Source organism: Nonomuraea sp. NPDC049158 (assembly GCF_040648335.1).
GTDB lineage: Bacteria > Actinomycetota > Actinomycetes > Streptosporangiales > Streptosporangiaceae > Nonomuraea.
The window spans coordinates 417,325-434,775 of sequence record NZ_JBEZDM010000002.1 but is presented as its reverse complement, the minus strand read 5'-3'; the positions used below and the strand labels follow the sequence as shown (position 1 = coordinate 434,775).

Sequence of the window (17,451 nt, the reverse complement as noted above, 5' to 3'; positions counted from 1 at the left end):
TGCCGCGTTCAGGTGACAATATTCAAGATCATCTTCTATAGTTTCGGTCCGTCGATGAGGGGAGGACGGACGTGAAAATCAGTCGCTTCGCCCTATTCGCCATCGTCCTGGTGGGGCTGTTCGCGTTCCCTCTCCCGGTCTCCGCGGCTCCCAACCCGGCCGAGTTGCGCAAGCTGACCAAGCAGGCGTCCCAGCTCAACGAGCTCTATCGGGGCCAGATCCAGAGCCTGGAAGAGGTCCGGATCCAGGCCAAGAACGCCACCGACAACTCCGGCGACCTGGAGGCCCAGCTGGCCAAGGCCAAGGCCGAGGTGTCCTCGATCGCCCAGAGCACCTACATCATGGGACCGCTCGACGGCACCCAGCTGTTCGCCTCGACCGCCGACCCCACCGTCGCACTCGGCCAGGCGGCGAACCTGACCTATCTGGCCAACGAGCGCATCAACAAGGTCAAGGGCATCCAGACGTTGATCGACAAGTCGGCGGAGGCCAAGCGGACCGTCGCCGAGAAGATCAGCAAGCTGAAAAAAGAGATCAAGACCATGCAGGGCAAGCGCCGCCAGATCGAGCGGCTCCTCGCCAAGTACGGTTTCCAGCAGCCGGGCGGCTCCTCGGGGCTCACGCCGCGCCTGATCGCGGTGCGCGCCGAGATCATGCGGAACTTCCCCATGCCGTACGGCGTGGGCTGCCTGCGTCCTGGTGACCCCGGTGAGCACGGCAAGGGGCGGGCCTGCGACTTCATGATGTCGAGCGGCGGCCGGGCGGCCTCGGGGGCCGACGCCGACCGGGGTGACGCGCTGGCCGAGTGGCTGATCAAGAACGGGCCCCGGATCGGGGTGATGTACATCATCTGGAAGCAGCGCTACTACGACATCCGGTCGGGTGGTGGCTGGGATCCCATGTCGGACCGGGGCGGGGTCACCGCCAACCACTACGACCATGTGCATGTGTCGGTGTTCTAGCGGCTGTGCGGAACGACGGTCCGTGGTGGCGGGGGTCCCTAGGAAAGGAACCCCCTCCGGGGGCGGACGAAGGGGGTTCCTGCGGAGGGACACCCCCTTCGGGGGAGTCCCGCTCTAGCGCTTGGTTGCGAGGAGGTCGCGGAGCCAAGCGTATGACGCCTTTGGCGTGCGGCGTTGGGTGGTGAAGTCCACGTGCACCAGGCCGAAGCGCTGGTGGTAGCCCTCGGCCCACTCGAAGTTGTCCAGCAGTGACCAGACGAAGTAGCCCCGCACGTCGACGCCCTCCGCCACCGCCTGTTCCACCGCCCTGATGTGGCCGTCCAGGAAGGCGATGCGGCCCTGGTCGTCGATCGTGCCGTCCGGGCCGGGGACGTCGTCCTGGGAGCAGCCGTTCTCCGTGACGTACACCGGCGGCAGCGCGGTGCCGTACCTGGCGCGCAGGCCCGTCAGGAGCTCGCGCAGGCCGTCGGGGACGACCGGCCAGCCGAAGGCGGTGGTGGGGTAGCCGGTGATGCCGTGGTCGGTGAAGGGCAGGCCGTCGTCCATGGGCGCGCCGATGCGGGTGGGGTTGTAGTAGTTGATGCCCAGGCCGTCCAGGGGCGCGGAGATGATGGCCAGGTCGCCGTCACGGACCACGTCCATGGTGCCGATGGCCTTCAGGTCCGGATACTCGCCCAGCAGGATCGGGTCGTTGAACAGGCGATTGTGCAGGGTGTCGTAGGCGTCGGCCGCCGTCAGGTCCGCGGCCTCCTCCGAGACGGGCCAGACCGGGGTGCAGTTGTTCGTGATCAGCACCTGCCGCGCCCCGGCCGCGCGCAGCGCCTGCACGGCCAGGCCGTGGCCGAGCAACTGGTGATGGGCGACGGGCAGGGCGTCGAACAGCAGGGCCTGGCCGGGGGCGTGGACGCCCATGCCGTACCCGAAGGCCATGTGCACGAACGGCTCGTTCAGCGTGATCCACATGGGCACCCGGTCGGCGAGGCGCTCGGCCACTATCGCCGCGTAATCGGCGAAGTAGTAGGAAATATCGCGGTTCATCCACCCGCCCATGTCCTGCAGCGCCTGCGGCAGGTCCCAGTGGAACAGGGTCGGCACCGGCGCGATCCCCGCCGCCAGCAGGCCGTCGACCAGCCGGTCGTAGAAGTCGAGGCCTCTCGGCTCCACCCGGCCCGTGCCCAGCGGCAGCACGCGGGGCCAGGCGATCGAGAAGCGGTAGGCGTTGACGCCCAGGTCGCCCATGAGGGCGACGTCCTCGGGCCAGCGGTGGTAGTGGTCGCACGCGACGTCCCCGGTGTGCCCGTCCCGGACGCGGCCCGGCTCGTGGGCGAAGGTGTCCCAGACGGAGGCGCCCCTGCCGTCATCCTTGACGGCGCCCTCGATCTGGTAGGCGGCCGTGGCCGTACCCCACAGGAACATGCGCACTCCTAAGCGATCATCCGAGTGGCACTCATGTTAACTCGCGGAGGCTCGGGGAACCCTACCTGGCGGTAATACGCCAAGATGGGGGGCATGACGAGTACCCTGCGCCGGCGTCCAGCCCAACGCCGCAGCGTGGAGCGAGTCGAACGGATGCTCGACGAGTGCGCACATTTGCTCGACGAGGTCGGTTACGAGGCGCTGACCACCAAAGAGGTCGCGCGCCGGGCCGAGGTGCCGATAGGCACGTTCTACCAGTTCTTCTCCGACAAGCAGGGCCTGGTGCGAGCGCTGGCCCTGCGCAACCTCGACGCCTTCCTGCAGCGCATCACCGAGCGGCTCACGGAGCGGATCGCCGAGTCCGGTCTGGATCACTGGACCGACCTGGTCGACCTGGCCATCGACGAGTTCGTGGTGATGAAGCGGACCACTCCCGGGTTCGCGGTGGTCGACTTCGGGGAGGTGCTGACGGCGCCGGGCGGGCCGGCGCTCAAGGGCACCGACCGGATGCTCGACGCCGCGCTGGAGAACAACGTCGTGGTCGCCGACCGGCTGCGGGCCCTCACCGTCGACCTGCTCGACGCGCCTGTCGGGCCGGGGCTCGACCGCGCCCTGCTGGTGGCGGTCGAGGCCACGGACGCGGTGCTCAAGCTGGCGTTCCGGGTGCGTCCCGACGGTGACTCCGATCTGATCGCCGAGTGCAAGCAGCTGGTCCACCGCTACCTGGCCGACCATCTGCCCTGACCGCCCGCCCGCCGGACGGGGCCCGGTGGTGGCGCGGGTCCGCTAGCGGGAAGGGCGAGCGGTCTGGGGGATGTCCTCGACCAGCCACGGCCGCCTCCCGCCAGCACCAATCGCCCTCGCGGCACTTCGCGGGAGCGCTCCCGCGACCACCCGGGCAACAGCCACAGCCACCGCGGTATCGGTCTCAGCACGCCGCGTCCAGACGGGTGCGCAGTTCGTCGTCCAGCCGTACGTCCGCCGCACCCAGGGCCTCGTCGAGCTGGGCCATCGTGGAGACGCCGACGATCGGGACGTGCCCGTCGGCCAGCAGCCAGGCCAGCACCACCTGGTTGGGCGTCGCCCCCACCTCCGCCGCCACCTCACGCAGCACCGCGAGCCGCCGGGTCGTACCTGGATGGTGGTAAATGTCGGGGATCGGGCGATCGGCCCGTGTGTAGGCGCCCGCCATCAGCGTGTTGTACGCCCACAGCGTCACGTCGGGCTCGTCGCGTACATAATCCAGCGTCTCGTCCGTCGCCAGCATGTGGCCTCCCTCGGTCGGCCGGGTGAGCGGTCGAGGGCGCAGGTAGGTGTGCCGCAGCTGCAGGCATGTGTACGGCAGCCAGCCCCGCGCCGCCGACAGGTTCCTGGCCCGCTCGGCCCGCCAGGTGGCCATGTTGCTGGCCCCCGCGCTGCGGATCCTGCCCTGCCGGGCCAGGTCGTCGAATGCCCCCAGGGTCTCCTCCAGGGGTACGGAGCGGTCCTGGATGTGCGACCAATACACATCGATGTAGTCCGTCCGCAATCTCCGCAGGCTGCCCTCGATCGCCTTGCCGATGGCGGCGGCGGACAGTCCCTCGGCCGAGGCGAGCGTGTCGTCGCCGGGGACGGTGGGCCGGGCGCCGGTCTTCGTGCTCAGGAACACCCGGTCCCGGTTGCCGCGCGCCGCGAGCCAGGAGCCGATGGCCTGTTCGCTCTCGTCGCCGGTGCACCCCGGCACCCAGAACGGATAGCAGTTGGCCGTGTCCAGCATGGTGCCCCCGGCCTCGACGAACCGGTCCAGAATGGCGAAGGTGTCCTTCTCGTCGACCGCGGTGCCGAACGGGATCGTGCCCAGTGCGATGTTCATGGTGGTGATCGTGGAAGCTGGAGCGCGGTCCATGTCAAGCCGGCCGCTACCGCGAATGAGTTGACCTGGAGTCGGCTCCAGGTGCGATGCTTCTGCCGTGAGCGTCTACACACCCGCGGAAGTGGTCGAGGAGACCGGCTTCACCCTGGACACGTTGCGCTACTACGAGAAGATCGGCCTGCTGGAGCCCGTCGGCCGCAACGCCGCAGGTCAGCGCAGGTTCACCGAGGAGGACGTCGGCTGGCTCGGCACGATCCGCTGCCTGCGTGACACCGGCATGCCGATCGCCGAGATGCTCCGCTTCGCCGACCTGGTCCGGCAGGGCGACCACACGATCGCCGACCGCATCAAGCTCCTGGAGGAGCACGACGGCCGCGTCCAGGACCAGATCGCCAACCTCACCGAGCGTCAGCGCTACATCCACGACAAGATTTCCTACTACCGCAGAGTCGTCTAGCCCTGCCTTTGGGGTCCGGTTGTTAGACCGGGACCATGGCCGGACCCAGGGCGAAACGGATCAACATCCCGCTGCGCCGCGTCGCCAAGGGGTGCGCGATGCTGCTGTTCGCGGTGCTGGCCAACATCACGGTGATCCAGGGGTTCGGGGCGCGGGGGCTCAACGCCGATCCGCGCAACCAGCGCCTGGCCATCGCCAGGTTCGACCATCCGCGCGGCGACATCCTCACCTATGACGGCACGACCGTCGCCATGAGCCGGGCGACGGTCCACGGGCCGTACGCGTATCGCCGCGTCTACCCCCACGGCGAGCTGTACGCCCCCGTGACCGGGACGGCCTCGCTCAACCGGACCACGGGCATCGAGGGGGCCGCGGACGACGTCCTGTCCGGCGACGACCCGAGGATCCAGGTCCGCTCGCTCGTCAGGCACGGCAGGGCCCGCGGCGCCGACGTCCGGCTCACGATCACCGACCGCGCGCAGGCGGCCGCGTACGAGAGCCTCAAGGCGGCGGGCCGGCCGGGCGCCGCGGTCGCCGTCAACCCGGCGACCGGCGCGATCCTCGCCCTGGCCAGCTACCCGTCGTACGACCCCGACGCCTACACCACCGCCGACCCCGCCGAGCTGGCCAAGACGGACCGGCGGCTGCGCGGCGACCCCACCGGGCCGCTGCTCAACCGGGCGGTCAGCCTGAGATATCCGCCCGGCTCCACGTTCAAGCTGGTCACCGCGGCCGCCGCGCTGTCGTCGGGCGAGTACTCGCCCACCTCGCGGGTCGACGCCCCCGCCCGGCTGCGGTTGCCCGGCAGCACGGCCTACCTGCCCGTCACGGGCGGGGCCTGCGGCGATGCCCATCCGACGCTGCCGGTCGCCTTCCGGTCCTCCTGCGACACCGCCTTCGCCGGCATCGGCCTCCAGCTGGGGCAGGACATCCTGCGCGACCAGGCGGAGGCGTTCGGCTTCAACGACCGCGGCCTCACGATTCCGTTGCGGGTCACCGCCAGCACCTACCCCCCGAACATGGACCGGGCCCAGACCGCCCTGTCGGCCATCGGGCGGCATGACGTCCGGGTCACCCCGCTGATGATCGCCATGCTGTCGGCCGCCGTCGCCAACCACGGCATCCTCATGCGCCCGTACCTGGTGGAGGACGTACGCCTTCCGGACGGCTCGCTCATCGACCGGGCCGACCCGGCGCCGTACCGGATGACCATGCCCGCCGCCCTGGCCGACCAGCTCACCTCGATGATGCTCACGGTCACCGGCGCCGGCGGTTCCGGTACGGCGGCCGCCATCCCGGGCGTGGAGGTGGCGGCCAAGTCGGGGGTAGGGGAGGATCACGCGCTCTTCACGGCGTTCGCCCCGGCGGACACACCGGAGGTGGCCGTGGGCGTGATCCTGGAGCACGCCGCCCCGTCGACCGCCGCCCTCGTCGCCCGCGCCGTCCTGGAGGCGGCACTGTCCTGAAGCGGTACGCCGACCCGCGCTCACCGGGGTGACCTCGGCACTCTTCTCCCCTACATAGCGCGCTGCACAGACCTCTCTACACATCTCCGGGGTCGAACGGTTACATCCTCGAATGGCCATCTCGACGCATGCGGCGTGCCGTCCACATGTCTAACGTTCTGCATGTGATCGACCGCACCTTGCGATCTCGCCTCTCAGTCAGGGGGCGTCGTGGCTCGATCCAATGGGGCGTCGCGTGTCCAGGCGGAGCTTGGCCTCCTCGGAGGGGTGGGGGTCTGGTTCCGGACGCGTGACAGCGGGCTCGAGCCGCGCAGGGCTCGGGCCCGCCCACCATCTGCTGGTCGTCGCGCCTATGCGGACCTGTTACCAGCACATGCCTTGACGGCTCCAAGTGCGAAGTGGGTTGATTGCCCTACTGACAACGTTGTCAACCTTCACCACTCGGGGTTTCGAAGGGACGGTGTGCGATGCGACGACGGTGGTTGGCGGCCGTCGCGATCACTATGGCGAGCGTGCTCGGCCTGGCCGGCTGCGGTGGTAGCGGCGGCGGCGCAACGGCGAGCCCGCAGGCCACGGGTGGCGGCGAGAAGAAGCAGGTCGAGGTGTTCTCGTGGTGGACCGGGCCGGGTGAGGCCGACGGTCTGAAGGCGATGCGGGAGATCTTCGAGAAGGAGAACCCGAACTACACCTTCTTCGACGCGGCGGTCGCGGGCGGCTCCGGCGACAAGGCCAAGGCGCTGCTGCAGTCGAAGTTGCAGGCGGACACCCCGCCGGACACCTTCCAGGGTCACGCGGGCGCCGAATTGCAGGGCTACATCAAGGCGGGCGACCTGGAGGACCTCAACTCCCTCTATGACGAGTTGAAGCTGAAGGACGTCTTCCCCGCCGAGTTGATCAAGCAGATCAGCGTGGAGGGCAAGATCTATTCGGTGCCGGTCAACATCCACCGGTCGAACGTGCTGTGGTTCAACCCGAAGCTGCTGAAGGACGCGGGGATCGCGGCGGCGCCCAAGTCGATCGACGAGTTCATCGCCGACCTGGGCAAGGTCAAGGCCAAGGGCAAGATCCCGCTGTCCATCGGCTCGGAGTGGACCGTGGTGCACCTGATGGAGAGCGTGCTGCTCGGCTCGCTCGGCACCGACGCCTACAACGCGCTGTTCAAGCCGGGCGCCAACTGGGGCAGTCCCGAGGTGAAGAAGGCGCTGGAGAGCTTCAAGACGATCATGTCGTACGCGGGCGACCCGCAGGACGACTGGCAGCCCGCGGCCAAGCAGGTGGCCGACGGCGAGGCCGCGTTCAACGTCATGGGCGACTGGGCCTACGGCTACTTCCACAACCCGCCGGACGGCGGCCTGGGCAAGAAGTCGAAGGAGGACTTCGACTGGGCGCCCTCTCCCGGCACCGAGGGCACCTACCTGTGGCTGTCCGACAGCTTCACGCTGCCCAAGGGCGCCAAGAACCGTGACGGGGCCATCGCCTGGCTCAAGGTCGCGGCCAGCAAGGAGGGACAGGACGCCTTCAACCCGAAGAAGGGCTCCATCCCCGCCCGTAAGGACGCCGACCAGTCGCTCTACACCGACTACCTGGCGGACGCGCTGAAGGACTGGTCGAGCAACAAGCTGGCCGGCTCCATCCAGCACGGGGTGTCAGTGAACCAGCCGTGGCTGGCCTCGATCACCGAGGCGGTCGGCCTGTTCATCGGCAGCAAGGACGTCGCGGCCCTGCAGAAGGGGCTCGCCGACGCCGCCACGGCCAACGCGCAGTAAGACAGTCACCTGGGTACGGCAGGCGTTTTCGCGCCTGCCGTACCTCTTGGAGGGGATGTTGTGAGGCGGGCACGCACCTGGCTGCCTGGGTTACTCCTCGTCACGCCGTCCATCATCGCGATCGGCGTGTTCGTGTACGGCATGCTGGGCTGGAACTTCCAGCTGGCCATGACCGACAAGCACGACGAGGTGTCCGAGGGCAAGTTCGTCGGGCTGAAGAACTTCGTCGACATCTGGGACCTGCCCCGATGGCACCTCTCGGTGCAGCACGCGATCATGTTCACGCTCGTGTTCGTGCTGGGCGCGCTGGTGCTCGGCTGGTTCCTGGCCTTCCTCATGGAGAAGGGGATCAGGGGCGAGGGGACGTTCCGGGCGATCTACCTGTTCCCGATGGCCATCTCGTTCGTCGCGACCGGCATCGTGTGGCGGTGGCTGATGAACTCGGGGATGGAGCAGCGGGCGGTCGGGCTCAACCGGCTCTTCGACTGGATCGGGCTGCCGCAGTGGCAGTGGTTCCGGGATCCGGACTGGGGGATGGCCGCGATGGCCCTTCCGGCAGTCTGGCAAATGTCCGGATATGTCATGGCACTGTTCCTGGCGGGGTTCCGTGGCGTGCCGGAGGAGCTGCGCGAGGCGGCGCGGGTCGACGGGTGCAACGAGTGGGGCGTCTACCGGTACGTCGTGCTGCCGATGCTCCGGCCCGTGACGCTGTCGGCGCTGATCATCCTCGGGCACATCTCGCTCAAGGTGTTCGACCTGATCGTGGCGGTGTCGGGCAAGCAGATCATCACCGACGTGCCCGCCGTGTTCATGTGGGTGGCGGTGTTCGACTCCCACGACCCGGCCAAGGGCGCCACCATCGCCTCGTACATCGTGCTGAGCGTGGCCATCTTCGTCATCCCGTACCTGATCTGGTCCGTGCGTAAGGAGAGGCGTTCATGACCGCGGTGATCGGGCGCCGGCGGGTGTCCAGCGGGGTGCGGCTCGTCCTGCTGATCGCCTTCGTGGTGATCTTCCTGATCCCGATCTACGTCCTGCTGGTCACCAGCTTCAAGCCGCTGACCGAGGCGGACCCCGGCCAGGCGTGGAACCTGCCGCGGACCTGGACCTTCGAGGCGTGGCGCGTGGCGTGGGAGAAGCTGGCCCCGGGCCTGTGGAACTCCGTCCTGCTGGCCGTGCCGGGCTCGCTGCTGTCCTGCGTGCTGGGCTCCATGAACGGCTACGTGCTGTCGAAATGGCGCTTCCCGGGCGCGGACCTGCTGTTCACGCTGTTCCTGTTCGGCATGTTCATCCCCTACCAGGGGGTGATGATCCCGCTGGTGCAGCTCCTGGTGAAGCTCAACGAGGTGACCGGGCTGCAGGGCGTCTTCTACGGCGGCATCCCCGGGCTGACGCTGGCGCACGTGGTCTACGGCATCCCGATCTGCACGCTGATCTTCCGCAACTACTACGTCACCATCCCGGACGAGCTCATCGAGGCCTCGCGGGTGGACGGCGCGGGGATGCTGCGTACGTACTGGTCGGTCGTGCTGCCGGTGTCCGCGCCGGCCATCGCGGTGGTGATCATCTGGCAGTTCACCTCGATGTGGAACGACTTCCTGTTCGCCGTCTTCCTCACCGGGCCGACGAGCTGGCCGACGACCGTCATGCTCAACAACATCGCCGGCGCCCAGGCCACGCCGTACAGCCAGCAGATGGCGGCGGCGATTCTGGCGTCGGTGCCGACGATGCTGATCTACGTGCTGCTCGGCCGGTTCTTCATGCGCGGCCTGATGGCGGGCGCGCTCAAGGGATGAGTGCCGCCGGGTTGGCCCAGTGCTTGAGCGGCTCCTTGCGGACGTAGCGGGCCACGTCCTCGGCGACGATCTCGGCGGCCTTCATGGCCGTCTCCTTGCTGGCGCCGGCCAGGTGCGGGGTCATCACCAGGTTCGGGGTCGTGAGGAGCCGCGACCCCGCCGGGATGGGCTCCTCGGGGAAGACGTCCACCGCCGCGCCGAACAGGTGACCCGAGTCCAGCGCGTCGCACAGGGCGTCGTAGTCGAGCAGCGAGCCGCGCGCGCAGTTGACGATGACGGACCCCCGGGGCATCGCGGCGATCTGCGGTGCGCCGATCATGCCGATGGTCTCGGGGGTGGCCCGCGCGTGCAGGGAGAGGAACTGGGAGCGTTCGAGCAGCTCGGCCAACTCCACCTGTCCTGAAATTTCCACGTAAGGGTCGTAGACCAGGACCTCCGCCCCGAAGCCCTCCAGCATGCGGGCCACCCGGCGGCCGATCGCGCCGTAGCCGACCAGGCCCGCCGTCGAGCCCTCCAGCTCGGGCCCGACGTTGTCATAGGTGTAGTAGTCGCCCCGCCAGACGCCCCCCGCCAGGTCGGCGTGCGTCTGGGGGATGCGGCGGGTGGCGGCCAGGAGCATGGCCAGCGTGTGCTCGGCGGTGGCCACGGCGTTACGTCCCGGCGCGAACGTGACCGCGACCCCCGCCTCGGAGGCCGCGTCCAGGTTGGCGTTGACCGGGCCGCCCCGGCTGACACAGAACAGCTTGAGCTCAGGGCACGCCTCCAGCACCCGCTTCGTCAGGGGGGCCATCTGGGTCACGCAGATCTCGACGCCGCGCAGCGCCTCGATCAGCTCGTCCTCCACATCGGAGGCCTCGTCCACCTCGCTCACCCGGCCGAACGGCACCTCCGGCCACGGCAGCGTCAGCTCGCTGATCTCCACCTCACCGGGAACCGCGTGCCGGAGCGCGTCGATGAAGAGGCGGTTCTGGACGAAGTGGTCGCCGGCGGCGAGGACTCGGATGGTCAACGAAGAGCTCCAATCGGGGAGTTGTACCGCAGGATCGCCACCTGGCCGTTCCGCGGGCGGATCTCGGTGATGGCGCAGTTGTCCAGCTTCGGGAAGAGCCGCCGGTACTCATCCAGCGGCACGCCCATGAGCCGGCACAGCGCGATCCTGATGACGGTCGTGTGGGCGACGACCATCACCCGGCTGTCGGGATGGGCGGCGGCGATGTCCCGCAGGCACTCGGTGAACCGGTCGGCCGCCAGCTTGGGATCCTCGCCGCCCGGCAGCGGGTTCGTGGCTGGATTGGCCTCGAAGGCGGCGCGGGCCTCGGGGAAGCGCTCGCACATCTCCGCCGCGGTCAGCCCGTCGGCCTGGCCGAAGTCGAGCTCCCGCAGCCGCTCGTCCACCCGCAGCTCGACGCCCGCCGCCTCGGCGCTGGCGGTGGCGGTGATGCGGGCCCTGCTCAGGGTGGAGGCCCAGACGGCTGCCAGCCCGGCCCGGCCGGCCCAGGAGGCCAGCTGCCCGGCCTGGTCGAGGCCGCGCGGGGTCAGCTCGATGTCGCTGAGCCCGGCGTAGCGGTTCTCGGCATGCCAGACGGACTCGCCGTGGCGCACCAGTGCGATGTGGGTCATGGCGCGGTCCTCTCACGGGCGTGGTCGGCGGCGCTCGCGGGCAGCCAGCCGCGTCCTTCCAGTTCGGTGACGAAGCGTAGGTAGGTCTCGTCCATGCGGGGTCCGGCCGGGTCCACGACCGCGCGGGTGCGGATCATCCCGGCCGCGTCGCCCTTGTCTCCCGCGGCCAGTACGGCCATGCCGAGCGCGGGCTCGGCGTTCTCCCGCAGCGTGACGGGACGTCCAAGGACGTCGGCGCGCAGCTGGGTCCAGTAGGCGCTCCTGGTGGCTCCGCCGGTCAGCACGATCTCCCCGTCCGCCGGGGCGCCCAGCAGGTCGAGATAGTCGAAGCAGAGCCGCTCGACGAACGCCGCGCCGCGCAGGATCGCCACGTAGCGCTCGACGTCGTCGGCGGGCCGGCCGAGCGTGAACCCCTCGGCCTCGGGCGCCACGAACGGGAACCGCTCCCCGCGCGACACGAGCGGATAGGTGACGACCGGCTCCCCGGCGCTGGTGGGGGTGGCGGCGGGACCGTAGCGGGCGGCGGCCTGGGCGCTCAGCGCGTCGAGGTCCTGTCCGGCGAACTCGCGGGTCAGCACCCCCGCGCCCGTGCTCGACGCGCCACCCGGCAGCCACGCGCCGTCCGGCGCGCGGTGCGAGTAGACGACGCCCAGCGGGTCGTGGATCAGCTCCCTGGTGACGCCCTTGAGCACCAGGGTGGTGCCCATGACGGAGTTCCAGCTGCCCGGCGTCATGGCTCCGGCGCCGAGCTGCGCCGCGCACCCGTCGGTGGTCCCGGCGATCACCGGGGTGCCGAGCGGGATGCCGGTGCTCGCGGCGGCCTCGGCGCAGACCGTGCCGAGCGTGGTGCCGGGCCGTACGACGTCGGGCAGTGCCTCGGCGGGCACCCCCAGCTCGTCGAACACCTCGTACGGCCACCGCTCCTCGATCAGGTCCACGCCGGTCTTGAGCGCGTTGCTCAGGTCGGTGGCCACGTCGCGGCCGACCAGGCGCCGGTTGACGAAGTCGTTCTGGTGCGCCAGCCGCGCGCTGGGCGGGGCGTCAGGCAGCAGCCACAGCAGCTTGGGCAGCGCCCAGTTGGCCTGCATGCGCTGGTAGCCGAGCCGCTGCCAGACGGCCGCGCCGACCGAGTCGATCCGGGCCACCTCGGCCGCCGCCCGCCGGTCGTCGTACATCAGACCGGGGGTCAGCGGGGTGCCGTCGGGGCCGGTCAGCAGGATCGTGCCCGAGGTCGCGGCCACGGCGACGCCGCGGATCCGCTCCGGCGGCACCTCGCGCAGCGCCTCGCGAGTGGCGGCGGCGAGCTGGCGCCACCACTCCTCAGGGTCCTGCTCGTGCCGGGGCCCGTCGCGGTGGCTGGTCAGCGGCCTGCTCGCCGCGCCGAGCACCTCGCCGCCGTCCGTGACGGCCATCGCCCGGACGCTCTGCGTGCCCAGGTCCACACCGATCCAGACGCTCACGAGCGCCCCCGCATCTCGGCGAGCAGCGGCCATGCTCGGGCGCTGGTCTCGCGCAGGGTCAGGAAGTCCTGGTACGCCGTGCCGTACGCGCCGGACTCGGGTCGTACGGCATCCCGCAACCGGACGAACCGGTCGGCCGCGGCCTCGATGCTCGTGGCCGCGCCCGTGGCGACCAGGCCGACCAGGAAGGCGCCCCTGGCGCCGACCTCGGCGTCGCCCGATCGGAAGACCGGCAGGCCGGTGACGTCGGAGATCATTCGCAGCCACAGCGCGCTGGCCGAGCCGCCGCCGCACACCCGCAGCTCGTGCGGCCCCTCACCGGAGGCGGCCAGGCAGTCCTGGATGACCAGCGTGAGCCCTTCGAGCACGGCCCGGGCGACGTGCTCGCGCCCATGCTCGAAGGACAGGCCGAGGAAGGCGCCCCTGGCCAGCGGATCGGAGAACGGCGCGCGCTCACCGGCGGGGGAGAAGTAGGGCTGGAACGACAGCCCGCCCGCGCCCGGCGGGCCGGTGGCGGCCAGCTCGCCCAGTTCGGCCGGGCCGTCCAGGCCGAGCAGCCGGCAGGCCCACTGGAGGACCTCGGTCCCGGCGAAGGTGGGGAAGGCGCGCAGGTAGCCGTCGGGCATCGCGATCGTGATGCCGACGGGCTCGCCGTCCAGGTCGGGCCGCTCGACGACGGTCTCCGTGCAGAGCGTGGTGCCCAGGATGCTGCACGCCTGACCGGGGCCCACGGTGCCGGCGCCGATCGCGGTGGCGGCGATGTCGTAGGGCGCCATCACGACCGGCGTCCCGGCGGGCAGCCCGAGGAGCTCGGCGGCCTCGCGCGTCAGGGCGCCCACCCGGCGCGTGTCGTCGCGCAGCTCGGGCAGCAGGCGATCGGCCCACTCCAGGCCGAACATGGCCAGGAGCGCGGAGGAGTAGGCGCGGGTGCGCAGGTCCATGAAGGGGGCCGAGCCGTCGGACTCGTCGGCGGCCAGCTCGCCGGTCAGCCGGGAGAAGATCCAGCCGCCGCACGTCAGATTGGCGGCCGAGCGGGTCAGCCGGTCGGGGTCGTGCTCGTTCAGCCAGGTCAGGATGGCGTGGGGGAGACCGGAGGCGGCGGAGGAGCCGTTGACGCGGAAGGCGTCGGCGGCCAGCCCCGAGCGGTTCCAGCGGTCGACCGTGGCGGCGGCCCGGCCGTCGTTCCACAGGATCGCCGGACCGGTGGGCCGGCCCGCCGCGTCGACCAGCCAGCAGCCGTCGCCCTGCGCGGTCACGGCGATGAAGTCCGGCGCGGTGCCGAGCCGGGACGCGACCTCGCGGACCGTGCCGGCGACCGCGTCCCAGACGGCGTCCATGTCCTGCTCGGCCTGGCCGGGCGCGGGCCTGGAGACGGTGGTGCCGTGCCGGGCGACGGCCGTCTCGGCGCCCGTCTCGTCGTACCCGACGGCTTTGATGACCGTGGTCCCCGCGTCGACGCAGATGACCGCCATCAGGCGCGTCCGTGGGAGGTCCGCGACTTGCGGGCGATCGAGTCGACGACCACCGCGAGCAGCAGGACGATGCCCGTGACCACGAAGCGGATGGAGGAGTCGAGGTTGAGCAGGGTCAGCCCGCTGGAGATCGACTGGATGACGATGATGCCGAGCAGCGCGCCGAAGGCGGTGCCGCGCCCGCCGAACAGGCTCGTCCCGCCGATCACGGCCGCCGCGATGGCGTTGAGGTTGACGTCGCCGGAGCCGCTGCTCTGGTTCGCCGCGGCCAGCCGGGCCGCCGCGAGGATGCCGCCCACCGCCGCGAACGACGAGCAGAGCACGAACACCGAGGTGTAGACGGCCCTGACGTTGATGCCCGCGCGGCGCGCGGCCTCCACGTTGCCGCCGACCGCGTAGACGGCCCGCCCCCACTTGGTACGCGACAGCATGTAGTGCATGATCAGCACCAGCGCCACGAAGAAGACGAACATCCAGCCGATGCCGCGGGTCTGCCCGAGGTAGTAGACCACGAAGGCCAGCACGGCCAGCAGCGCCGCGCTCCTGACGAGCAGCATGGACAGGCTCCTGGCCGACAACCCGGCGCGCCGCCGCTCCTGGGCGTGCAGGTAGCCGCTGGCGAACAGCCAGACGGCCGCGATCACCGCGAAGCAGTACGACAGCCAGGCCGGTACGAAGTCGAGCTGCGCGAAGTTCACCAGGCCCGAGTCGAACGGCAGGTTGATCGAGCCCTTGGTGCCCAGCACGTAGAGCTGCAGCCCGAGGAAGGCCAGCAGCCCGGCCATCGTGATGACGAAGCTCGGCACCCCGAAGCGGTTGAACAGCTGCGCGTACACCCAGCCGATCACCGCGCCCATGATGACCGCGGCCAGGATGGCCAGCCAGACCGGCAGCCCCCGGCTCACGAAGAGCACGGCGAGCACGGCCCCCGACAGGCCGCTGACCGAGCCGACCGACAGGTCGATCTGGCCGACCAGCAGCACGCAGACGATGCCCAGCGCGATGATGCCGGTCGCGGCCGACTCCAGGGTGAGGTTCACCAGGTTCGCGCTGGACAGGAAGATCGGGTTGAGGATCTGCAGCACCGTCCAGATGACGATGAGCCCCACCACGACGGGGATCACGCCCAGGTCGCCGCCACGGGCCCGCTCGAGCACGTCGGCGATCGCGCCGCGCAGCCCTTCGTTCCCGCTCAGCCGCTCGTCCTGGCGGTCCGTGGTGAGCGTGCTGTTCATGAGGGCAGACCTTCCTTGCGGCGCGCCTGGCGCTGGGAGACCGCATTGTCGGTGGCGCCGGTGATGGCGGCGATGATCTCTTCGGTGGAGACCGCGCCCACGTCGAACACCCCGTTGTTGCGGCCGAGCCGGAGCACGGCCACGGTGTCGGCCACGGCCTGCACGTCGGCCATGTTGTGGCTGATCATGATGACGCCGAGGCCGTTCTCGCGCAGCCGCTCGACCAGGTTGAGCACCTCCGCCGTCTGGGCGACGCCCAGGGCGGCGGTCGGCTCGTCGAGGATGATCACCTTGGGGTCGCCGAGCAGCGACCTGGCGATGGCCACCGTCTGCCGCTGGCCGCCGGAGAGCGCGGCCACCGGCACGCGGACACTCGGGATCTTCGCCGACAGCTGGCGGAGCAGGTCCCAGGAACGGGTCTCCATCGCCACGTCGTTCAGCCGGAGCGGGCGGACCTCCTGGCCCAGGAACAGGTTCTGGATCACGTTGAGGTTCTCGCACAGGGCGAGGTCCTGGAACACGGTGGCGATGCCGAGCTTGTGCGCCGCCGCCGGCGTCGGGATGTGGACGTCCCGCGACTCGAAGGTGATCGTCCCCGAATCGGGCGGATGCACCCCCGACAGGATCTTGACCAGCGTCGACTTGCCCGCGCCGTTGTCACCGACGATGGCCATGACCTGGCCCGCCACGACATCGAGCTCGATGTCGGTGAGCGCGGCGACCGCTCCGAACGTCTTGCTGATCCCCCGCAGGGACAGAACGCTGTCCGCTTGCTGTGTGGGCGACAAGGCCGCTCCTCCCTAGCCCTACTTGATGTCCAGGTCGGCGCAGCCCTTGGCGTATTCGCCGGTGCACACTTCACTGGCCTTCATGATGCCGCTGTCGAACAGGACCGCCTTGATGTTCTCCTTGGTCACGACCGTGGGGACGAACAGCTGGGACGGCGTGTTGTAGAGCGTGGTCTTGCCCGCGGGCTTCTTGCCCTGCATGAACTGGTAGGCGACGTCGGCCGACGCCTCCGCCACGATCTTGATCGGCTTGGAGATCGTGTTGTACTGGTCACCGGCGATGATCCGCTGGGCGGCGGCCGGCTCGGCGTCGTTGCCCGTGACCGGCGGCACCTTCACGCCGGCCGCCTTGAACGCGGCGATCGAGCCGCCGCCGGTGCCGTCGTTGGCCGCGACCACGCCGGCGATCTGGTCCTTGAACTGGGTGATCTGGCCGCTGACCCAGGTCTGGGCCTTCTCCGGCTGCCAGTCGGGCGTGTCGTACTCGGCCAGCAGCTTGAGGCCGCTCGGGTCGATCGCGCTGTGGATGCCCTTCTTGATCAGGCCGGCCGCCGCGTCCGTGGGCGAGCCGTTGACCTCCAGGAGGCCGCCCTGGATGTTCTCCTTCTTGAGGTGGTCGACCAGGGACTGGGCGATCATGTTGCCGATCTTCTCGTTGTCGAACGAGATGTAGTAGTCGGCGGGCGTGGCCGGGATCGGCCGGTCGTAGGCGATGACCGCCACACCCTGCGACTGCGCCGTCTTGACCATCGTGGCCGCGGCGGCCGAGTCGACCGGGTCGAGCACGATGGCCTTGACGCCCTGTGCCAGGGCCGAGTTCGCCTGCTGCTGCTGCTTGGCCGCGTCGGAGTCGGCGTTCTGGTAGATGACCGTGCAGCTCGGGCAGAGCTGCTTCATCTTGGCCTCGAACAGCGGCTTGTCCTGCAGTTCGTACCTGGTGGAGGCGAGGTCGGGCATGAGGAAGGCCACCTTGGCGTTCTCCGCGCCGCCCGCCTTGGTGCCGCTGGAGCCGCTGTCACCGCCGGTGGAACCGGAGCCGCAGGCGGCCAGCGCCGAACCTGCGATGACTACAACCGCGGCGAACGCGGAGGTTCGCATCTGAACTCTCTTCACGGGATATTTCCTCACTCACTACGTCCTCACGGACTCGCTGATCGCGTC

General features: G+C 70.0%; 16 protein-coding genes. 7 read left to right on the top strand and 9 right to left on the bottom strand.

Going from position 1 to position 17,451, the window contains the following annotated elements; translation table 11 throughout:
* Positions 1 to 71 precede the first annotated feature (71 nt).
* Positions 72 to 962, top strand: a complete 891-nt coding sequence (locus tag AB0B61_RS06225; RefSeq protein WP_358428760.1) for a prefoldin domain-containing protein — start codon at positions 72 to 74, stop codon at positions 960 to 962.
* A gap of 114 nt (positions 963 to 1,076) precedes the next feature.
* Here the strand turns inward: AB0B61_RS06225 and AB0B61_RS06220 are convergent, their stop codons facing one another.
* Positions 1,077 to 2,378 (bottom strand): GH1 family beta-glucosidase, encoded by a 1,302-nt coding sequence (locus AB0B61_RS06220; RefSeq protein WP_358428757.1) that lies wholly within the window; start codon positions 2,376 to 2,378, stop codon positions 1,077 to 1,079.
* A gap of 93 nt (positions 2,379 to 2,471) precedes the next feature.
* Here AB0B61_RS06220 and AB0B61_RS06215 point away from each other — a divergent pair, with 93 nt between their 5' ends.
* Positions 2,472 to 3,122, top strand: coding sequence for a TetR family transcriptional regulator (locus tag AB0B61_RS06215; protein WP_357950523.1), 651 nt, complete (start codon positions 2,472 to 2,474; stop codon positions 3,120 to 3,122).
* A gap of 184 nt (positions 3,123 to 3,306) precedes the next feature.
* Here the strand turns inward: AB0B61_RS06215 and AB0B61_RS06210 are convergent, their stop codons facing one another.
* Positions 3,307 to 4,230: an aldo/keto reductase gene (locus AB0B61_RS06210; protein ID WP_358428755.1), complete on the bottom strand. Its 924-nt coding sequence runs from the start codon at positions 4,228 to 4,230 to the stop codon at positions 3,307 to 3,309.
* Positions 4,231 to 4,327: 97 nt separating this feature from the next.
* Here AB0B61_RS06210 and AB0B61_RS06205 point away from each other — a divergent pair, with 97 nt between their 5' ends.
* From AB0B61_RS06205 to AB0B61_RS06185, 5 genes are all read left to right on the top strand, one after another.
* Complete coding sequence (locus AB0B61_RS06205; RefSeq protein WP_357643804.1) at positions 4,328 to 4,687, top strand: MerR family transcriptional regulator; 360 nt, start codon at positions 4,328 to 4,330, stop codon at positions 4,685 to 4,687.
* 35 nt (positions 4,688 to 4,722) lie between these two features.
* Entirely contained in the window at positions 4,723 to 6,153 is a 1,431-nt protein-coding gene (locus AB0B61_RS06200; RefSeq protein WP_358428752.1) for a penicillin-binding transpeptidase domain-containing protein, read from the top strand.
* A 467-nt stretch (positions 6,154 to 6,620) separates the two neighbouring features.
* A complete protein-coding gene (locus AB0B61_RS06195) occupies positions 6,621 to 7,919 on the top strand; it encodes an extracellular solute-binding protein (protein WP_358428749.1) in 1,299 nt (432 codons plus the stop codon).
* 60 nt (positions 7,920 to 7,979) lie between these two features.
* Positions 7,980 to 8,861, top strand: coding sequence for a sugar ABC transporter permease (locus tag AB0B61_RS06190; RefSeq protein ID WP_357643810.1), 882 nt, complete (start codon positions 7,980 to 7,982; stop codon positions 8,859 to 8,861).
* Positions 8,858 to 9,715 (top strand): carbohydrate ABC transporter permease, encoded by an 858-nt coding sequence (locus tag AB0B61_RS06185; protein WP_357643812.1) that lies wholly within the window; start codon positions 8,858 to 8,860, stop codon positions 9,713 to 9,715. The genes AB0B61_RS06190 and AB0B61_RS06185 overlap by 4 nt, the downstream gene beginning before the upstream one ends.
* On the opposite strand, the gene AB0B61_RS06180 is transcribed toward AB0B61_RS06185, so the two are convergent.
* Genes AB0B61_RS06180 through AB0B61_RS06150 form a run of 7 tightly spaced genes read right to left on the bottom strand, consistent with a single transcriptional unit; the run spans position 9,705 to position 17,388 of the window.
* Positions 9,705 to 10,724 (bottom strand): 2-hydroxyacid dehydrogenase, encoded by a 1,020-nt coding sequence (locus AB0B61_RS06180; RefSeq protein ID WP_358428746.1) that lies wholly within the window; start codon positions 10,722 to 10,724, stop codon positions 9,705 to 9,707. The genes AB0B61_RS06185 and AB0B61_RS06180 overlap by 11 nt on opposite strands.
* Positions 10,721 to 11,335 (bottom strand): histidine phosphatase family protein, encoded by a 615-nt coding sequence (locus tag AB0B61_RS06175; RefSeq protein ID WP_358428743.1) that lies wholly within the window; start codon positions 11,333 to 11,335, stop codon positions 10,721 to 10,723. The genes AB0B61_RS06180 and AB0B61_RS06175 overlap by 4 nt, the downstream gene beginning before the upstream one ends.
* A complete protein-coding gene (locus AB0B61_RS06170; RefSeq protein WP_358428740.1) occupies positions 11,332 to 12,795 on the bottom strand; it encodes an FGGY family carbohydrate kinase in 1,464 nt (487 codons plus the stop codon). Before AB0B61_RS06170 ends, AB0B61_RS06175 begins: the two co-directional genes overlap by 4 nt.
* Positions 12,792 to 14,267: an FGGY-family carbohydrate kinase gene (locus tag AB0B61_RS06165; RefSeq protein ID WP_358428737.1), complete on the bottom strand. Its 1,476-nt coding sequence runs from the start codon at positions 14,265 to 14,267 to the stop codon at positions 12,792 to 12,794. The genes AB0B61_RS06170 and AB0B61_RS06165 overlap by 4 nt, the downstream gene beginning before the upstream one ends.
* Entirely contained in the window at positions 14,267 to 15,502 is a 1,236-nt protein-coding gene (locus tag AB0B61_RS06160) for a sugar ABC transporter permease (protein WP_358428734.1), read from the bottom strand. The genes AB0B61_RS06165 and AB0B61_RS06160 overlap by 1 nt, the downstream gene beginning before the upstream one ends.
* A complete protein-coding gene (locus AB0B61_RS06155; RefSeq protein WP_358428731.1) occupies positions 15,499 to 16,290 on the bottom strand; it encodes an ATP-binding cassette domain-containing protein in 792 nt (263 codons plus the stop codon). The genes AB0B61_RS06160 and AB0B61_RS06155 overlap by 4 nt, the downstream gene beginning before the upstream one ends.
* Before the next feature lie 18 nt (positions 16,291 to 16,308).
* Positions 16,309 to 17,388, bottom strand: coding sequence for a sugar ABC transporter substrate-binding protein (locus AB0B61_RS06150; protein ID WP_358428728.1), 1,080 nt, complete (start codon positions 17,386 to 17,388; stop codon positions 16,309 to 16,311).
* Positions 17,389 to 17,451: the final 63 nt, after the last annotated feature.

Excerpts from the sequence above, each read along its gene's own strand:
- AB0B61_RS06175 (WP_358428743.1), bottom strand. The coding sequence starts at position 11,335 with ATGACCCACATCGCACTGGTGCGCCACGGCGAGTCCGTCTGGCATGCC.
- AB0B61_RS06165 (WP_358428737.1), bottom strand. The coding sequence starts at position 14,267 with ATGGCGGTCATCTGCGTCGACGCGGGGACCACGGTCATCAAAGCCGTC.
- AB0B61_RS06215 (WP_357950523.1), top strand. The coding sequence starts at position 2,472 with ATGACGAGTACCCTGCGCCGGCGTCCAGCCCAACGCCGCAGCGTGGAG.
- AB0B61_RS06195 (WP_358428749.1), top strand. The coding sequence starts at position 6,621 with ATGCGACGACGGTGGTTGGCGGCCGTCGCGATCACTATGGCGAGCGTG.
- AB0B61_RS06160 (WP_358428734.1), bottom strand. The coding sequence starts at position 15,502 with ATGAACAGCACGCTCACCACGGACCGCCAGGACGAGCGGCTGAGCGGG.
- AB0B61_RS06220 (WP_358428757.1), bottom strand. The coding sequence starts at position 2,378 with ATGTTCCTGTGGGGTACGGCCACGGCCGCCTACCAGATCGAGGGCGCC.
- AB0B61_RS06200 (WP_358428752.1), top strand. The coding sequence starts at position 4,723 with ATGGCCGGACCCAGGGCGAAACGGATCAACATCCCGCTGCGCCGCGTC.
- AB0B61_RS06150 (WP_358428728.1), bottom strand. The coding sequence starts at position 17,388 with ATGCGAACCTCCGCGTTCGCCGCGGTTGTAGTCATCGCAGGTTCGGCG.
- AB0B61_RS06210 (WP_358428755.1), bottom strand. The coding sequence starts at position 4,230 with ATGAACATCGCACTGGGCACGATCCCGTTCGGCACCGCGGTCGACGAG.
- AB0B61_RS06185 (WP_357643812.1), top strand. The coding sequence starts at position 8,858 with ATGACCGCGGTGATCGGGCGCCGGCGGGTGTCCAGCGGGGTGCGGCTC.